At 54.0% G+C, this 15,122-nt stretch carries 16 protein-coding genes and 2 pseudogenes; 6 read left to right on the forward strand and 12 right to left on the reverse strand.

What is annotated here, in order from left to right; all coding sequences use genetic code 11:
* Positions 1-25: 25 nt before the first annotated feature.
* The 5 genes from CCALI_RS09845 to lepB form a co-directional block, all read right to left on the reverse strand.
* Positions 26-319, reverse strand: coding sequence for a hypothetical protein (locus CCALI_RS09845; RefSeq protein WP_016483334.1), 294 nt, complete (start codon positions 317-319; stop codon positions 26-28).
* A 5-nt stretch (positions 320-324) separates the two neighbouring features.
* Complete coding sequence (pyrG, locus tag CCALI_RS09850) at positions 325-2,073, reverse strand: CTP synthase (protein ID WP_016483335.1); 1,749 nt, start codon at positions 2,071-2,073, stop codon at positions 325-327.
* A gap of 80 nt (positions 2,074-2,153) precedes the next feature.
* Positions 2,154-2,357 (reverse strand): hypothetical protein, encoded by a 204-nt coding sequence (locus CCALI_RS09855; RefSeq protein WP_016483336.1) that lies wholly within the window; start codon positions 2,355-2,357, stop codon positions 2,154-2,156.
* A 99-nt stretch (positions 2,358-2,456) separates the two neighbouring features.
* Positions 2,457-3,272 carry a histidinol-phosphatase gene (locus tag CCALI_RS09860; RefSeq protein ID WP_016483337.1) on the reverse strand — a complete coding sequence of 272 codons (816 nt, stop codon included), beginning with the start codon at positions 3,270-3,272 and terminating at the stop codon, positions 2,457-2,459.
* A gap of 65 nt (positions 3,273-3,337) precedes the next feature.
* Positions 3,338-3,844: a signal peptidase I gene (gene lepB, locus CCALI_RS15285; RefSeq protein WP_016483338.1), complete on the reverse strand. Its 507-nt coding sequence runs from the start codon at positions 3,842-3,844 to the stop codon at positions 3,338-3,340.
* 110 nt (positions 3,845-3,954) lie between these two features.
* On the opposite strand from lepB, the gene CCALI_RS09870 reads away from it, so the two are divergent.
* From CCALI_RS09870 to CCALI_RS09885, 4 genes are all read left to right on the forward strand, one after another.
* Positions 3,955-4,449 carry a DUF4446 family protein gene (locus CCALI_RS09870; RefSeq protein ID WP_016483339.1) on the forward strand — a complete coding sequence of 165 codons (495 nt, stop codon included), beginning with the start codon at positions 3,955-3,957 and terminating at the stop codon, positions 4,447-4,449.
* Positions 4,450-4,471: 22 nt separating this feature from the next.
* Positions 4,472-5,053 carry a sigma-70 family RNA polymerase sigma factor gene (locus CCALI_RS09875; protein WP_016483340.1) on the forward strand — a complete coding sequence of 194 codons (582 nt, stop codon included), beginning with the start codon at positions 4,472-4,474 and terminating at the stop codon, positions 5,051-5,053.
* Positions 5,054-5,146: 93 nt separating this feature from the next.
* Positions 5,147-5,890 carry a zf-HC2 domain-containing protein gene (locus CCALI_RS09880; protein WP_016483341.1) on the forward strand — a complete coding sequence of 248 codons (744 nt, stop codon included), beginning with the start codon at positions 5,147-5,149 and terminating at the stop codon, positions 5,888-5,890.
* 340 nt (positions 5,891-6,230) lie between these two features.
* Complete coding sequence (locus CCALI_RS09885; RefSeq protein ID WP_016483342.1) at positions 6,231-7,958, forward strand: M14 family metallopeptidase; 1,728 nt, start codon at positions 6,231-6,233, stop codon at positions 7,956-7,958.
* A 16-nt stretch (positions 7,959-7,974) separates the two neighbouring features.
* Here CCALI_RS09885 and CCALI_RS09890 read toward each other — a convergent pair whose 3' ends face one another.
* Complete coding sequence (locus CCALI_RS09890) at positions 7,975-8,334, reverse strand: Rieske (2Fe-2S) protein (RefSeq protein ID WP_016483343.1); 360 nt, start codon at positions 8,332-8,334, stop codon at positions 7,975-7,977.
* A gap of 198 nt (positions 8,335-8,532) precedes the next feature.
* On the opposite strand from CCALI_RS09890, the gene CCALI_RS09895 reads away from it, so the two are divergent.
* Positions 8,533-9,456 carry a peptidylprolyl isomerase gene (locus CCALI_RS09895; protein ID WP_016483344.1) on the forward strand — a complete coding sequence of 308 codons (924 nt, stop codon included), beginning with the start codon at positions 8,533-8,535 and terminating at the stop codon, positions 9,454-9,456.
* 504 nt (positions 9,457-9,960) lie between these two features.
* Here CCALI_RS09895 and CCALI_RS09900 read toward each other — a convergent pair.
* Positions 9,961-10,650: pseudogene (locus CCALI_RS09900) on the reverse strand (RNA-guided endonuclease InsQ/TnpB family protein); the annotation flags it as partial.
* Positions 10,651-10,740: 90 nt separating this feature from the next.
* On the opposite strand from CCALI_RS09900, the pseudogene CCALI_RS15800 reads away from it, so the two are divergent.
* Positions 10,741-11,048, forward strand: a pseudogene (locus tag CCALI_RS15800) (transposase); the annotation flags it as partial.
* A gap of 99 nt (positions 11,049-11,147) precedes the next feature.
* Here CCALI_RS15800 and CCALI_RS09910 read toward each other — a convergent pair.
* The 5 genes from CCALI_RS09910 to CCALI_RS09930 all read right to left on the reverse strand — a co-directional run bounded on the left by CCALI_RS09910 (position 11,148) and on the right by CCALI_RS09930 (position 15,113).
* Positions 11,148-11,642, reverse strand: a complete 495-nt coding sequence (locus CCALI_RS09910) for a hypothetical protein (protein ID WP_016483348.1) — start codon at positions 11,640-11,642, stop codon at positions 11,148-11,150.
* 234 nt (positions 11,643-11,876) lie between these two features.
* Positions 11,877-12,737 (reverse strand): hypothetical protein, encoded by an 861-nt coding sequence (locus CCALI_RS09915; protein WP_044949100.1) that lies wholly within the window; start codon positions 12,735-12,737, stop codon positions 11,877-11,879.
* A 49-nt stretch (positions 12,738-12,786) separates the two neighbouring features.
* Entirely contained in the window at positions 12,787-13,818 is a 1,032-nt protein-coding gene (locus CCALI_RS09920) for a hypothetical protein (protein WP_016483350.1), read from the reverse strand.
* A 158-nt stretch (positions 13,819-13,976) separates the two neighbouring features.
* On the reverse strand, positions 13,977-14,831 hold the full coding sequence (locus CCALI_RS15290; protein WP_016483351.1) for a type II secretion system protein: 855 nt from the start codon (positions 14,829-14,831) through the stop codon (positions 13,977-13,979).
* Positions 14,832-14,891: 60 nt separating this feature from the next.
* Positions 14,892-15,113 (reverse strand): hypothetical protein, encoded by a 222-nt coding sequence (locus tag CCALI_RS09930; protein WP_016483352.1) that lies wholly within the window; start codon positions 15,111-15,113, stop codon positions 14,892-14,894.
* Positions 15,114-15,122: the final 9 nt, after the last annotated feature.

The raw sequence follows: 15,122 nt of genomic DNA on the forward strand, positions 1-15,122 counted from the left end.
GATTCTCCTCAAAAGAGATAGTGTATCACGTTTGTTGTTGGGAAGAAGAGGAGGGTGCAGAGCGCGTTTTCCGTAGAACACGCAGATAGTAGAACGCTAGCCCCAGACGCCAAAGGCCGAACAGGAGCATCCCTATACCGATGGCGAGGGTAAATAGGTCTTCTTTCGAGCGCGCGTGAGGTGGAATAACGAGTGAAAGAAGGTAACTCCCAATCAGTAGACAGAGCACCCCAAAGAGGATGCTGGCAAAGCACATGGCATACAGCGTCTTTCGTCGGGCAGCGACGATGGTAGGCGTCGCCGGTTTTTTAGCAGCCATTAGCGTTAGAGCTCCAGCGTTTGTGCGTTCTCCACAAGGCCGATGTTCTTCTCCTCGTTGTCCAGAGTCAGCTCCCCCCGGCTCGTCATAGGACGCTCTATGGTCTTGGTTGTGGTCTCGCGAAAGGCTCGAAATCCGTTATGTTCGAGGGCGGCAGCAATAAGTCCTCGAAAGAGCGGGTGAGCCCGATTAGGCCTCGATTGAAATTCAGGATGAAACTGGGTGGCAATGAAATAGGGATGAGAGGGAATCTCCACCATCTCCACAAGGCGATAGTCTGGCGACAGGCCGGAGCAAAGCATCCCATGCTTCGTCAACAGCTCACGGTAGTCGTTATTCAGTTCATAGCGATGGCGATGGCGTTCATAGATAATCGATTCACCATAGAGCCGTTCGGCCATCGATCCGGATACCAACAGGCATCGATGGCTGCCGAGGCGCATGGAGTTGCCCATATTCGGCACATTTTTCTGATCGGGCAAAATGTGGATGACAGGGTGCGGGGTTCGAGGGTTTACCTCTTCGCTATGGGCTTCGGCAAGGCCACACATGTTACGAGCGAACTCCACAACGGCCATCTGCATGCCGTAACACACGCCAAGGAAGGGCAGCGGCTTGGTACGCGCATAGTGGGCAGCCATCACCTTGCCTTCAACACCTCGTGCACCGAAGCCTGGGGCGACAAGCACGGCATCTATGCCCTCCATAACCTGCTCTATCGGCTGGCGCTCCAACTTTTCGCTATCTACCCAGTGGATGTTGACGCGGGCATCGTTGGCGATACCAGCATGTTTTAAGGCCTCCGCAATGGAGATGTAGGCGTCGCCGTTCTCCACATATTTGCCAACCACGGCCACGTTCACCTCGTAGCGCGGCTGTTTGATGCGAGAGACAATTTCACGCCATTCTGCCAAATCGGGGGTCGTTTCGGGCAGGCCAAGGCGCTTCACGACGAGATCGGCTAGTCCGGCCTCTTCAAATAGAAGGGGAACCTCGTAAATGGTGTCAACGTCTACTGCGTCTACCACGGCGGCCGGCTCCACATCACAGAAAAGGGAGATTTTGTTTTTCATCTCCTGAGAGAGGGGCAAACGGGTGCGACAAATAAGCACATCCGGCTGTAGACCGATCTCACGCAGCTTCATAACGCTATGCTGTGTGGGTTTGGTTTTTACCTCGCCCCAAGGCCCTACGCTCGGAATAAGGGTTACATGGATGTACATGACGTTTTGGGGCCCCACATCTTTGCGGAACTGGCGAATGGCCTCGAGAAAAGGCAGTCCCTCAATATCGCCCACCGTGCCACCCACCTCAGCGATCACGATGTCGGCATCTGGTTCGCCGGAGGTGCCTTTGGCTGCGCTTCGAATGCGCTCTTTGATCTCGTTGGTGATGTGAGGGATCATCTGCACGGTGGCACCGAGATAGTCGCCACGTCGCTCCTTCTCAATGACCGTGCTGTAGACGCTGCCTGTGGTAACGCTGGCACGACGGGTGAGGGAGATGTCTACAAAACGCTCGTAGTGACCGAGGTCGAGATCGGTAACGGCTCCATCGTCGGTGACAAACGCCTCTCCATGCTGATAGGGGTTCATGGTGTCGGCATCCACATTGATGTAGGGATCTAGCTTTTGAAAGGTAATGCGGAAGCCTCGGTTACGTAAGAGGCGCCCCAGGCTGGCGGTGGTGATGCCTTTCCCCAGGCCGCTCACAACTCCACCGGTAACGAAAATATATTTCGTTTCAGCGCTCAACCCTCTCTCCTCTCCTTCTATGCCTTGCTGGCTGATAAGACCTCAGGGACAGAGGCCTCTTCATTCCTAAGTCCTTCGGGCTATTTATCGGCTATGACCTCGTAAGGAATCTGGTTCTCCTTCAGTATCTGAATCTGGCTTTCGTCAAGCACGTAAACATCGTTGGGCAGCACCTGCATTCTTCCACCGGTGCGCTGCATGAGAAGTAAGTAGGCTCTCAACGAGTCTTTGGCGGGTACGCGCACGCGCGTCATCCCTTTTTTGAGCTGTTCAAACTGTGGCATCGTCGCGCCCTCACTTTTATAAGCAAAGGCGCAACGGGGTCTCCGTTGCGCCCGCTATCATTATACGCACGAAGCGGAAAAAACTGCAAGAGGAGGCGCTTATGAGGAGAACGGTTTAGCAAGGCGGCGTCGCCCCTCCCACGTGCAGACTTCGGTGAAGCCCTGTCGCAACGCCATCTCCACAGCGTGCGGATAGGCATGAGCAAGTTGATCGGGGTGGTGGGCATCGGAGCCTATAGAGATATATCGCCCACCTTTATGCGCATAGAGAGCCACCGTTGCCTCGACCGGATAGGTTGTCCCTAGGCCATGATGTAGACCTGCGGTATTGATCTCCAATGCTACACCACGGGCGATCATCTCCTCAAAAAGGACCTCAAGAAGATCACGGTAAGCCCCTGGATCGTAAGGCCCCCAAGCAGCCAGGCCACGCCGATTTGCGTACTCTAGATGGGCAACTACATCGAATAGGCCGCTGCGCACCGAGTCGATCACTGCGGCAAAGTAGTCGGAGTAGGCCTGCTGCTGCGTTCGATCGCGGTTGTACTCTGGGGTCATGATCAGAACACCATCCACATAATGGACGCTGCCTAACACAAAGTCGAAGGCATAGGTTTCAAGAAAGGCTGCGATCTCCTCCTCAAAGCGTTTTTGATAGTCTATCTCTACGCCCGCACGAATACGAAGCCGATCGCCCCATACTTGGCGTGCAGCCTCTATCTCTCTAAGATAGGCGTCGTAATGAAAGTAGTCCACCACGGGGTCGCAGGGGTCGAAATCCTTATGTTCTGAAAAACCTATCTCGTCTAGGCCAATGGCTACGGCACGCTCGCAATGCTCGGCTATGGAGGCGCTGCCATCGTGAGAGCGGAACGAATGCACCTGATAGTCTACAGCATAATAGCCAGTAATCATAAATAGTTTCCTCCTCTTGTCATTAGCAAGTAAAACATGCTAGAATGTCAAATCCTGTTCGGTGGTTAAGGCCTTATGGAGGTATAGGGTGGCGGAGGACTGTTGACCACCACTCCAAGCACATCTTTTTCGGGAACAGGGCCGAAAACACGACTGTCTTCAGAGACGGCAAGATTGTCGCCGAGCACCACGATATAGCCTTTAGGCACCGTTAGCTCTACCTGAGGCCCGTGCGACGTCTGGACGATGTGCTGTTCGTAGTAATCGGCAAGACCATTGCGAAAAGCAAGAGCTTGAAGGTCCGGAAAGGAGTGTCCTAAGGGCTCGCCGGGCAGACGAGCGATGCGTTTGATGATAACCTCGCGCGCCTGGCGCACGAGCACCACCTCGTTACGGCGCAAGGGCGGGCAAAACGGGCCACGACGCCAAACCAGCACGATCTGCCCACTGTGATAAGTGGGTAACATCGAATCGCCGTCTACGATGCTTAGGCGGAAAGTCAGCATGAAAAAAAGTACAATAACAAGAAATACGGCAACAAAAACGACTTGTCTGCGTGTGGAAGGCGACATGGAAGTTCCTCGAAAGCTCTTGTAGAGTATACCCTTGCTTGGCCTCGATGGAGGTTTGAGTTGTCCCCCCCAACGCTAATACTTTTAATAGGAGGAGTGAAAGGAGACACGTGTTTCACGCACTGCTGCAACCTAACGTGGTGTCATGGCTGATGCCCACCCTTCTCATCGGTTTTCCGCTGCTTGCTGTGGGCTTTGTGGTTACGTTTCTCGCTGTGCGACGTATGGATAAGAGGTTAAAGGCGTTTCTGCGAGGGCCCGATGGAGCCAGTTTGGAGCAGATGCTGGCCCACCAAGTCTGCGAGATCGAGCGCTTGGAACAGCGTATCGAGGCGGTGGAGCAGGCAGTGGGGGTGCTGCAGGCTCAGATACCGGCATGTTTTCAAAAGCACGGCCTTGTCCGCTATAATGCCTTTGAAAACGTCGGCGGTGAGCAAAGCTTTTCGCTGGCTATGCTTGATGGGCACAACAACGGCTATGTGCTAACAAGCGTTTATAGCCGGGCCGAGGTGCGCGTCTACGCCAAACGTGTGCAGAACGGACGTGCGAGTCATCCTCTATCGGACGAGGAGACACGCGCTCTGCAAGAAGCCCTAACCTATTGAGACCCTTGCGCCGGAGAAGAGGATGACCGACGCGGATGAACAACGACTGATTGAGCGCAGCAAAGAAGGCGATCGTCGCGCCTTCGATGCTTTGGTGCGGATGCATGAAAAGCGCGTCTATAACTTGGCCTATCGTTTATGTGGCAATTACGATGAGGCCGGCGATATCACGGTAGAGGCTTTTCTACGCGTCTATCAGGCGATCAATAGTTTTCGAGGCGACGCCAACTTTTCGACTTGGCTCTATCGCATCGTCACCAACGTCTATCTAGATCGCCGAAAGCGCCAAAAGAATCGAAAAACCCTGTCGCTGGAAGAGTATGTGGAGTTAGAAGAGAGCCAAGTAACCCGTCAGATCGAAGATCCCTCCCCAGGACCGGAGGAGCTAGCAGAGGCACAACAGCGTCAGGAGCTTTTACAGAAAGCGATTGAAAGTTTGCCTGAATACCAGCGGGCCATGATTGTGCTTTATCATGTAGATGGGCTTTCCTATGAGGAGATCGCGGAGGTGCTCTCACTGCCCATTGGCACAGTAAAATCGCGCCTTAACCGAGCACGTCTTGCCCTGCGGGAGAAGCTAGAGCCGATTCGTGAGGCGTTCTAGCCATGCGGAACATAACTTGCTGAGGCGTCGTCCAAAAAGTGGATCAAACTAAATAGATGTGGCTTCATTAGCTCGTCGTGGTGGGTAAAACAGATGCAATGTCAAGATGCTTTAGAACTATTTTCGGACTATGTTTCGGGAGATATGGATAAGGCCTTGCAGGCGGCTTTCGAGGCACACCTACAGCAGTGCCCCTCCTGTCGTGAGGGCATGCAGGGGTTTCGACAGGTGTGGGCCGACCTTGACCGTCTGCCCAGTGTAGAACCTCCTCCATCCCTTCACGAGCGCATTCTTGCAAAACTCGATGAAAAGCCTCTGCAACGCCAACAACCCAAGCTTTTTGGCAGCTGGCAGCTGCTTTGGCGCCCACAGGTGCTTGCAGCCGCCGCTCTTGTGCTTATTGTGCTCCTGGCGGGGCTACAGTTCACACCCGTACGCCATGCCGCTTTGGGGCTGCCGGATAGGCTCTTCGGTTGGCTTCATCCCGTTCGGAAACCGATGCTTCCGCAACCTACTGTGGTTTGGCAGGCCAACGAGAACGGACAGGGTGGCTATTTGGAGGTGCAGTTTCAGGTGCCTGCAACCGAATCGAAGGATGCAGTCTTGCACTTCACGATTGCGTTGGTGCGTCTGCAGCCTGGGTTGCCTGCATCGCAGGGCGATAGAGTGGTGGTACAGCAAGGTGTCGCCCAGGCTGGTACCCTCTACACGGCTCGTATTCAATTGGCACAACAACCCGACCCCTCTCAGTTCTCTCTGCTTTTCTCGGCGGGTTGGGCCAACGATAAAACCGAGAAAACTCAACAGCTCGCCTTACCACCTCTTTCTAATTCCTAATAACCTGGTAGAGTTACCGTGTTGAGAAATCCTCGTGGGTTTGGAATAAACAAAGATGAAGAGGTTGCAAACACGTGCAGGACGTGCATGGCGCAGATAACGAAGAGCCGCAGCCTCTTCCCTGCTACCATGTAATCGCTCTTCGGCAACGAAGAGTGTTGACATAGATTTGCAAATGTCCTAAAGAATGCGCTCCACAAAGGCGTGGCGGTGCAAGGAAACGAGAAAGACGAGGCTCATTTGCCTCGTCTTTCTTAATTTATGCTCCGGCTCACGGGCAGGAACTCCTCCCCACGATGACGAAACAAGATGCCATAGACTTTCTATACGAGTTTGGAAGATGAAGCTTAGCGATATTCGATTCGACACCTACTATCCCTATGCTGCGCTCACAGAGCGCCTACAGGCGCTTGTGGAGGCCTTCCCCCATCTGCTGCGACTGGAATCGATAGGGAAGAGCTATGAGGGGCGTGATGTATGGCTTGTAACAGCAACCCGCTTCGAAACCGGCCCCGATATCGAAAAGCCCGCCTATTGGTGCGACGGAAATATCCATGCCACAGAGGTGTCCGCCTCCTCGGCCTGTCTCTATATTCTGCACTACCTCGCCACTCATTATGGGACTGATCCCGACGTCACACGCGCTCTGGATAGTCGTGCCTTCTATGTCGTACCCCGCGTTAACCCAGATGGAGCTGAACTCTATTTTTCCGATAAACCCCGCTTTCTCCGCTCCAGCGTTCGGCCTTATCCCTACGATGAAGAGCCTATAGAGGGCCTACGTATTGAAGACGTAGATGGAGATGGGCGCATACTGAATATGCGCATCCCCGATCCAAACGGCCCATGGAAGATCCATCCCGAGCATCCACGCCTGATGGTGCGTCGTGAGCCCACGGAGACCGGAGGAACCTACTACCGCATCTTGCCGGAAGGGATTTTGGAAAATTGGGATGGTTTCACCTTAACGGTGCAGCGTAATAAGGAGGGGCTTGACCTCAATCGGAACTTTCCTGCCCATTGGCGCCAGGAGCATCAACAGCGCGGCGCCGGTCCCTTCCCCGGCAGCGAACCCGAAGTGCACAATCTTCTGCAGTTTATCTCCAACCATCCAAACATCACCGGTGGCCTTACCTTTCATACCTATGGAGGCGTGCTGCTACGCCCTTACGGCACACAAGCCGACGATACCATGCCCGCAGAAGACCTTTGGGTCTTTCAGACCATAGGCAAAAAGGGGGCAGAACTCACCGGCTACCCTCACGTCAGCGTCTATCATGACTTTCGCTATCATCCCAACGAGGTGATCACCGGAGTGTGGGACGACTGGATGTACGACCATCTTGGTCTCTTTGCCTGGACGGTGGAGATATGGTCACCACAGCGTCAAGCCGGGATTACAGAGGGTTTTAGCCCCGATACCAAGCCAGGGCAGTATCGGTTTATTGAGTGGTATCGAGACCATCCGCTGGAGGAAGACATCAAGATGTTGGAGTGGTCCGATGCCAATCTGGGTGGCAAAGGCTACGTGGCTTGGCGTCCCTTCCAACACCCACAATTGGGAGCTGTAGAGATAGGTGGCTGGGATGTGCAGTATGCCTTTCGTAATCCGCCGCCCCAATTCCTGGAAAAAGAGATCGCGCCGTTTGCCCACTGGGTCGTATGGAACGCCCTCCTATCGCCCTTGCTACAGGTGCACAGCGCAACTGCCGAGCCGTTGGGGGAGGGGGCTTACCGCGTTCAACTGGTAGTAGATAACGTGGGTTGGCTGCCGACCTATATTAGCAAAAAGGCACTCGAGAAGCAGGTGTGTCGTCCGTTGGTAGCCGAGATCGAGCTGCCTGAAGGCGTCGTGCTAGAGGTGGGTAAACCCCGCACAGAAGTGGAGCAGTTGGAGGGCAAGGCCTATAAAGCCTCTGCTCCTTATGGATGGACGGCCGATGCCACCCGCGAGCGTACCAAGGTGGAGTGGGTAGTGCGAGGCCCAGCGGGCGTGAACGTAAAACTTACGGCTCGTCACGATAGGGCTGGTGTAGTACGTGCCCAGGTAACGTTACCAGCGTTTTAAGGGTAGAGAGGATGTGTTAAGGCCCTTCCTCTGCTTCCTCTTCCAACCCGATGTAGACATACCCTGCTTCTACCTTGCACGGGTATGTTGTGACACAGAGGGTGGGGTCGTCAGGTGACTCTCCTGTACGGATATCGAACTCCCAATAGTGCAGAGGACAGATAACAACGTTCCCTTCTACCCATCCTTCGCCGAGCGGGCCACCGAGATGAGGACAGGTGTTGTTCAAGCAGTAGAAGGTTCCGTTTACCTTGAAGATGGCTACCTCCATTGGAGTAGACATGGAACCTTCGGGAGGCAGCAGCCTGTCTAAATGGTAGATTCGAGCTGTATCGGGAGGAATGTCGGAGACGGAAGCCACTTTTAGCCAACGCATTGCACGTAACCTCGATATGCCATAAGGGGGCATTAAGTTGCTCTCTGTCTCTGCCATAATAGTTGCAGACGGGAACTTAAAATACCCGAAACCCTATATATTTTGTAAGATATCTGCGTGAGCTGAACAGACATAGATAATTTGGTATGTAGGCGTTCCGATTGGTGGATGCTAAAATCGCGCCAAGGAGGGAAAGTCTTGGAAACGAAAGGCACTTCCGAAGAAAAGTTTGTGGCAAGGTTGCCCGAAGTAAAGCCACGTAGGCAGCCGGAACCCTTGCCGTTCGAAAACAGTCCAAGCGCTGGGCGCCGCTTTCCGCTCTTACTGCTTCTTGCTGTCACGCTAATTGTTGGGATAGGACTAGGAGGCTATATTGAAAGTCGAAGAGTTCGCGCGCGACAGATGGTAGCTGCCGTGAATGGATACCCTATCTATCAGGATGAGTTCTACCGCCATCTCGAACAGGTTGCTGGACCGCAAGTACTCAAAAACTGGCGCGACACGGTGCTGCGCATTCAATTTGCACAGAGCCTTGGGGTAGCTCCAAGCGATCAAGAAGTAGACCAGCGCTATGCCGAGATCAGCAAAGCGCCGCATTTCGACCAGATGCTGGCTGACCGGTACGAGACACCCGATGATGTGAAGATGAATCTCCGTTCCACCTTGGCGCAGATCGCGATTTTGACCCACTACTATGGACACCCGCTGCCCACATCGGCTGTCGAGGCCGTCTATAAGAAAAATACCGATCCATCCAATCCCAATGCGCTTTTCTATCATCCCGAGCAGGTTCAGATCGCCGTGATCATTACCAAAGACAAAGCCACCGCTGACAAGGCCTACGATGCCCTTACCTCAGGAGCCTCCTTCTACACGGTGGCAAAGCAGTATAGTCAGGATGTCAGCGCCCAAAACGGTGGCCTGCTTCCGTGGATGCGCAAACAGGGTGGCAGCGCACCACAGGCCCTCAAGGATTTGATCTTCTCTCTTCATGTTGACCAAACTACCACCCCTCATTTCTTTATGGTGCGCGATGCTGTAACACATCAACTGCGGCCGACGTGGTGGATCATTCGTATGGTAGGTCATATCCCCGCTTCAACCGATCCCTTTGAAACGTGAAAGAGCAGTGTGAGCTGTTAGCGTTACAGGAACTACTGACCCCGCAACAAAACGCTCAGTATCAGAAAGATTTCGACGCTTTCAAGAAAAAGGCTCGACTACAGGCGTTTTGGCCGCGCTATCAGGCGGTATTGTCGTCCGATTAGGAATCCACTGAACAGAAGGAAGGCGCTTCCAACGTTACTGGAAGCGCCTTTTTGGTTATCGCTATCCGCTTTGCTAGGTTCTTTCTTTAGCAAAACAGTGCCGGCTGGAAACGACCACGCGCTTAGCTGTTGCCATGGAGTGCTTACGGGTAAGCTTTGACATCCTCCCCGGCCTGAAGGCCGGAGATTCCTACGGCGCTCAGGTATGGTATTCCCCTGAGTCGCTTCCTTGGGTTCCCGCTTCCGACCCCCATTAGGGTTCAAACCACAGGACAGCCGGGCTGACACCCCAGGAACCCTGCGGCCTCCTGGGCGAAGCGTCGCCCGTGTCCTAACCTGCGTCTCGCAACAGTCGCATCCCACAAGAAAGGATGTTGACCGCGCCGACCACATCGGCGTTTCCCTCGAAACCACACTCCACACAAGCGAACTTGGCTTGCGTCTGCCGGTTGTCCGCACAGACATGGCCGACAGGTGCGGCTGGTGTCCTGCGGCGGAACGACAACCCGCCTTGGTCGAGGAGGGACTTGTTCAGGCCCGACTTGGCCCGAACGTTGCTTCCCGGCACATCGGCTGTGCCTGCCGCCAACTTGGACTTTTTTCGTCCCTGCAAGTCCTCAATACACACCATCGCGTGGTTTTTGCGGATCGCGGTCGAGAGCTTCTGCAGCAAGTCGCGGCGCCCATTGGCGATGCGGGAATGAGTCTTTGAGACCCTGGCTTTCGCCTTCTTCCCGTTGTTGCTGAACTCTACCTTGCGGCTCATGGCCTGCTGCGCTGTGCGCAAGGCCACCTCGGGCCGCTTCAAGCGGCCCAGCGGCGCATAGGCGGTCTGGATCGACATGAACCACTTGCCGCAAGAGTGGCTCACGGTGAGGTTCTTCACGGTACCTAGCACTTCCCGACGGTTGCGGGAGCGCAGCCAGCCCAGCTTGGGCAGAAAGAGGCGGCTGTTGGCCGGGTCGAGTTTGATCGGTTTCGGACCGGGGTAGCGGAAGCTGTCGTGCTGGCCCCTCTTCTTGAAGCGCGGGAAGCCGCCCTGCTTTGAAGGCTTGGAGGCGCTGCATGTCCGGAATTGTCCTTTTGGTCTAGGAGCGATGACAACGCTATTGGGCACGGAGGGCACGGCGTTTTCACGATGCACGTCCCTTTGGTCTTAGTGAGGAAATACCGCCGTAGAGTGTTCGATGGCGACGCCATCCAGCGGCTGGGCGCCCTCCTCGCCAAGGTCTGCGCCGACTTCGAGGCGCAAGTAATCGAGATGGATGGGGAGGATGATCACTTTCACCTGTTGGTGGAAGATCCTTCCGAGGTGGCCGTCTCCAACGCGGCCCGCCATTCAGAAACGCTCTTGGAGGGGCGTGTTGTGGTCGCCGTCCCTCATCCTGTGGCGGCGCTCCGATCTGCATCGTGCGCCACTCCATCGAGCCGCAGCAAACACCCCACGGAAAACCCAAGGACGGCTATGCCGCCCGCGCTATCCTTCCCCGCCCTGAACCGCAGGGCTTGTCGCGCATAGGGTCATAAAGACAGGGTAAGGCTCTATTAAGGGCCCGGCGGAATGGCGGCTGGAGTTGAGGCTGCAGGCACTTTTTTCAGGCCGGAGCCGTTGATCCGAGAGAGGTTGAGATCGGCGGAGATGCCCACAATGACAATGCCGGTTATCAGCAGGATAGCCAGCCAGGTGTTGCGCTCGCGAAAGAATTTCTTAAGCGGCCCTATAGGGTGAGCGACAGCAAGCGTTATGAGGAACATCAACAGGGCCAGGCCGATTTTGATTCCTATTGTGGTTTGATAGGTGGCATTAACCTCTGGGGTAACTACTGAGAGATTATAGAAACCGGTGATAAGCACCACGAGCCACAATATTCCCATAGAGATGCCAAAACGTTTCCAGGCAAGCTTCAGCTTTTCATCCTCCTCGCCCTCATTTTGGGGTCGTAAGGCACCAAGTACGAAGAGACCAAAGAAGAGCCCGCCAATCACCCCTGCCATGCTCAAAATATGGAGCCATTTGCTAAGAAAAACTAGAATCTCCATTTACTTCTCCTTTCTCTGTTAAATTGTACCTTCTCTTCAAAGGTAGGGAATAACGGGACGCTTCTCTCGGTGAAGGCGACTCTAAAATAAAAAAGGACGCGGCAGGTAAAAGGAGAGCAAAACCCTGCCGCGCCAGGGAAGGAAGGTGAACTCGAATCACCAAGTATTATCGGTGAACTCGCATCCCTTCTTTAGTTACGGATAAAAGGGCGTAAGTTGTGCCCTTTCCTATCCCTAGCCCACAATACCCGCGCTTATCTCGAAAGTTGCAAGCATATGTACTGGTGGAGGAAGGACAAGAGTGGCTGGGGTATTTTGGTTTTGCTTAGAGGGTTTGTTGACCACCGTGCGCACCTGCAGATCGGCCCATCCGTGCTTAACAATACGCACGCACAGGCCGAGCTGAGGCGCAAAGTCGGTTGAAGAACGTAGGCGCAGCTTGCCCCGCAGGATCATTCCGCTGACAGAGTTTGGATCGCCCTCTGCCGAGGGAGAATCGGAGGTGTGCACAAAGGTATGTATCGAGATAACCGAAAGCGATTTCAACAGCAACGTTTGGTAAGGCCCGACCTGCCGCATTTCTGCAAGGCAGGCGGTGGTGTTGCCTTCGGCTTCATGATAGCTCCAATGTTGGCCTAAGGCAAGCGGGTAAGAGGGGAATAGAAGGCCGTAGAGGTTGGTGGCACGTTGTAGAAAGTCGGGTATTTGTGGAGAGACCACCTTTCCTTTTGAGGGAGGAGAGGAAACCACAGCGCCGTTTGGGGCTACAACGCAATACATAGGAGCTTCAGAGGCATTCACCTCAAAAGCCTTACCATTAAACAGGCCAGCACCACTTGTAACGACAAACGATAGCTCCGCACTTCCATCTGGGCGAACCTTTTGCACTTGGACTCGCTCCATCAACGTTTCTCGAAGCGTGTAAAGTGGCTGAGCCTTGCCAGCACGGCGGAGAGAATAGACGATATCTATCCGATAGTTTGTGACCTGCCCTTCAGAGAACCGCAGCTTAAGGGAGTAGAGCGAACGGTTTTGGCTTTGTGAGGGACGAGGGTGCCTTGCCCCTTGTGGGGGCGAAGAGGCTCCAAGCCTCATTTCTCCAAAAAACAGTAGGCAAGCTAGATAGAGAAGACGAGCTCTCTTGCTAATGCGAGGCCGTCTGCTCAAGAGCCTGTACCACGAATCGTGCGGTAACATCCACATTTCCAGTGGTTGTGACGTTGGGCGGAGTGGTGGAAGAAGAGACGGCAGCGTTAGATAGAGGAGTCTGCTTTAGCTTTACAGCCAGCTTAAAAAGCCCTTTTTGCATGCGGACCGCGTAGGTTTTTATGCCGTTTGATGCAAGGACTGGAGTGCCAAAATAGTTCATCCATCCAGTAAGGCTGGCTGTGCCTTGAAGGCGGCTAACCTCATGCTGCTTGTCATTTGTGGCCATACCGCTCGAGTCGAGGGTATCGTCAATTTGAGAGGTGGCCGTCTGCACGATCTTTAAATTAAGGTTGGCTCCATCCGGCTGCATTGCGCTGAGTTTGTTGGTATAGGCGACCTGAGCCGGCGCGGTGCCGATTACACCCTCCTTCGATGTCCACGACATGCCCAGAGTGACGGCACTGTTCGGTAAGATGACGGGCATAACGATCATAAACAGTTTGCGCAGATCGATCCCCACGTTCACCCGAACCATGTTGTTGGGCGCGGTGAGGATTCGCGCAATAGAGCCATCAGGTCGTAATACCACACTGGTGTTAAGGGCTTTTTGCGCCTGCTCCAGCTCTATGGGGAACGGAACCACCTGCTTCGGGTCGACCTTCGCTCCAATAGGCACCTCTTTTTGCAGTAGCTGCATGTCCACTTTGGTCACGGTGAAGTCCACAGGGAGCCCATCTTGCTGCGGTTGACCGACATGCGCCACATACTCCATGTGAGCTAACAGATGAACGGGTGGATCGCCCGGCTGATCGAAGGGAGGGAAGTGACCATCGAAGTAGGCTGTTACCAGATAGTGCATCACAGAGCCGGGCTGGAGCGCATAGGTGAGTAGGGGGCCGGTTGCAGCGGGTGCAGAGCTTTGTGGAGACGGGGGAGCCGATTTTTGTTGAGCATGACAGGGCAGCGCAACGAGAGCAAGCACACAACTATAGAAAACAGCCCGAACTATTCGGGAAGATTTGCACATAGCCATAGCACCTCCAGAAGTGGAAGAATTGTACCTTCTTTGAGATACCGTCGAAAAGGGGTTGGCAGTTTCTTAAGGTAAGGCGAAACAAGAAACCCTCTTCTTCGTTTTCGCAAAGAAGAGGGTTGATGATCGGCTTTAGATAAGCTTAGGACCCGCTAGCGATTCTGACCTGCTTGATAGTTGCACTGATCTTGCCAACCGCTAAAGTTCTGGCGCCACATGGTGGGAGTGAGCATGGTACCATTCACATTCACGTCGGGTCCGATGGGCTGCCATGTGGCCGACCAGGTAAGCGCTTTGGCGTGGCCGTCTGCGAAGACATAGTTTGACATCGCTCGGTTTCTTTGATCCTTTGGAAGCACTTCAGCCGATTCCGATGTCCATGTGTTGGGGCCGCGTCCGCTGATGCGTGAATGGCGGTCAAAACCGGCATTATTCGTAAAGTCTATGCACACGCGACCGTGAATGTCTTCCCAAGTGGAGAGTTGGTTCCACTCCCATCCATCAACACCAGGAACACTCTCTGCGATGAGAATGCAACTTGTCGGTTGATCGAGGGCGGCAAGCTTCATCGCCGTCCAAGGGCCGTTGGGCAAGTTGCTGATGTTATACCGATAGGACCCTGGAATGACCTCGTTGGGATTTGTGTTTGGGTCGTAATCGTGCATTGTTCGCGGCAGGCTATACGAATCGGAGGGGCACTGGAATACCTGCTTGTTCTTGATATAGGGCAGAATAACTTCATCCCAACCAGTGTTCCATGGATTGCCCCAAGGTTCCCCAACATCCGCCTGATCGTTGAAGAAGGCTTTAGGAAGGTACTCATCATGATCCTGGGTAAACATGGCAATGGCCATTCCAAGCTCTCTTGCGTTGCTAAGACACGAGATCTCTCTTGCCTTCTCACGCGCTTGCGCGAAGACAGGGAACAGAATCGCTGCAAATATAGCGATTATTGCTATAACGACAAGCAACTCAATTAAGGTAAATGCATTCGATCTAGAGTTCATTATTATTAGCTCCTTTCCTCATTGATAGTAGCGATGCGTTATTAAGGGAAAAACTTCGTGCTAACGGGTACCGCCATTGTAAGGGTTAGAGGGACGCGGAGGCATATAGCCTCCGGGTTGTCCATAGGTTGGCTTTACAACCGCTCCCGGCGGGAATTTGCTGGGTGCCCCGTTCGCCGTAAAGACGTAGTAGCCAATTCCTATGAGTACCAGAATGCCGACTACAATGACAGCAACACCCACCCAGCTGGGTAGCTCGCTTTTGAGTGGAGAACCGCTCATGTTATTTCA

It is taken from the genome of Chthonomonas calidirosea T49 (assembly GCF_000427095.1).
Taxonomy (GTDB): domain Bacteria; phylum Armatimonadota; class Chthonomonadetes; order Chthonomonadales; family Chthonomonadaceae; genus Chthonomonas; species Chthonomonas calidirosea.

Excerpts from the sequence above, each read along its gene's own strand:
- CCALI_RS09845 (WP_016483334.1), bottom strand. The coding sequence starts at position 319 with ATGGCTGCTAAAAAACCGGCGACGCCTACCATCGTCGCTGCCCGACGA.
- CCALI_RS09855 (WP_016483336.1), bottom strand. The coding sequence starts at position 2,357 with ATGCCACAGTTTGAACAGCTCAAAAAAGGGATGACGCGCGTGCGCGTA.
- CCALI_RS09860 (WP_016483337.1), bottom strand. The coding sequence starts at position 3,272 with ATGATTACTGGCTATTATGCTGTAGACTATCAGGTGCATTCGTTCCGC.
- lepB (WP_016483338.1), bottom strand. The coding sequence starts at position 3,844 with ATGTCGCCTTCCACACGCAGACAAGTCGTTTTTGTTGCCGTATTTCTT.
- CCALI_RS09875 (WP_016483340.1), top strand. The coding sequence starts at position 4,472 with ATGACCGACGCGGATGAACAACGACTGATTGAGCGCAGCAAAGAAGGC.
- CCALI_RS09880 (WP_016483341.1), top strand. The coding sequence starts at position 5,147 with ATGCAATGTCAAGATGCTTTAGAACTATTTTCGGACTATGTTTCGGGA.
- CCALI_RS09885 (WP_016483342.1), top strand. The coding sequence starts at position 6,231 with ATGAAGCTTAGCGATATTCGATTCGACACCTACTATCCCTATGCTGCG.
- CCALI_RS09890 (WP_016483343.1), bottom strand. The coding sequence starts at position 8,334 with ATGCGTTGGCTAAAAGTGGCTTCCGTCTCCGACATTCCTCCCGATACA.
- CCALI_RS09910 (WP_016483348.1), bottom strand. The coding sequence starts at position 11,642 with ATGGAGATTCTAGTTTTTCTTAGCAAATGGCTCCATATTTTGAGCATG.
- CCALI_RS09915 (WP_044949100.1), bottom strand. The coding sequence starts at position 12,737 with ATGAGGCTTGGAGCCTCTTCGCCCCCACAAGGGGCAAGGCACCCTCGT.
- CCALI_RS09920 (WP_016483350.1), bottom strand. The coding sequence starts at position 13,818 with ATGTGCAAATCTTCCCGAATAGTTCGGGCTGTTTTCTATAGTTGTGTG.
- CCALI_RS15290 (WP_016483351.1), bottom strand. The coding sequence starts at position 14,831 with ATGAACTCTAGATCGAATGCATTTACCTTAATTGAGTTGCTTGTCGTT.
- CCALI_RS09930 (WP_016483352.1), bottom strand. The coding sequence starts at position 15,113 with ATGAGCGGTTCTCCACTCAAAAGCGAGCTACCCAGCTGGGTGGGTGTT.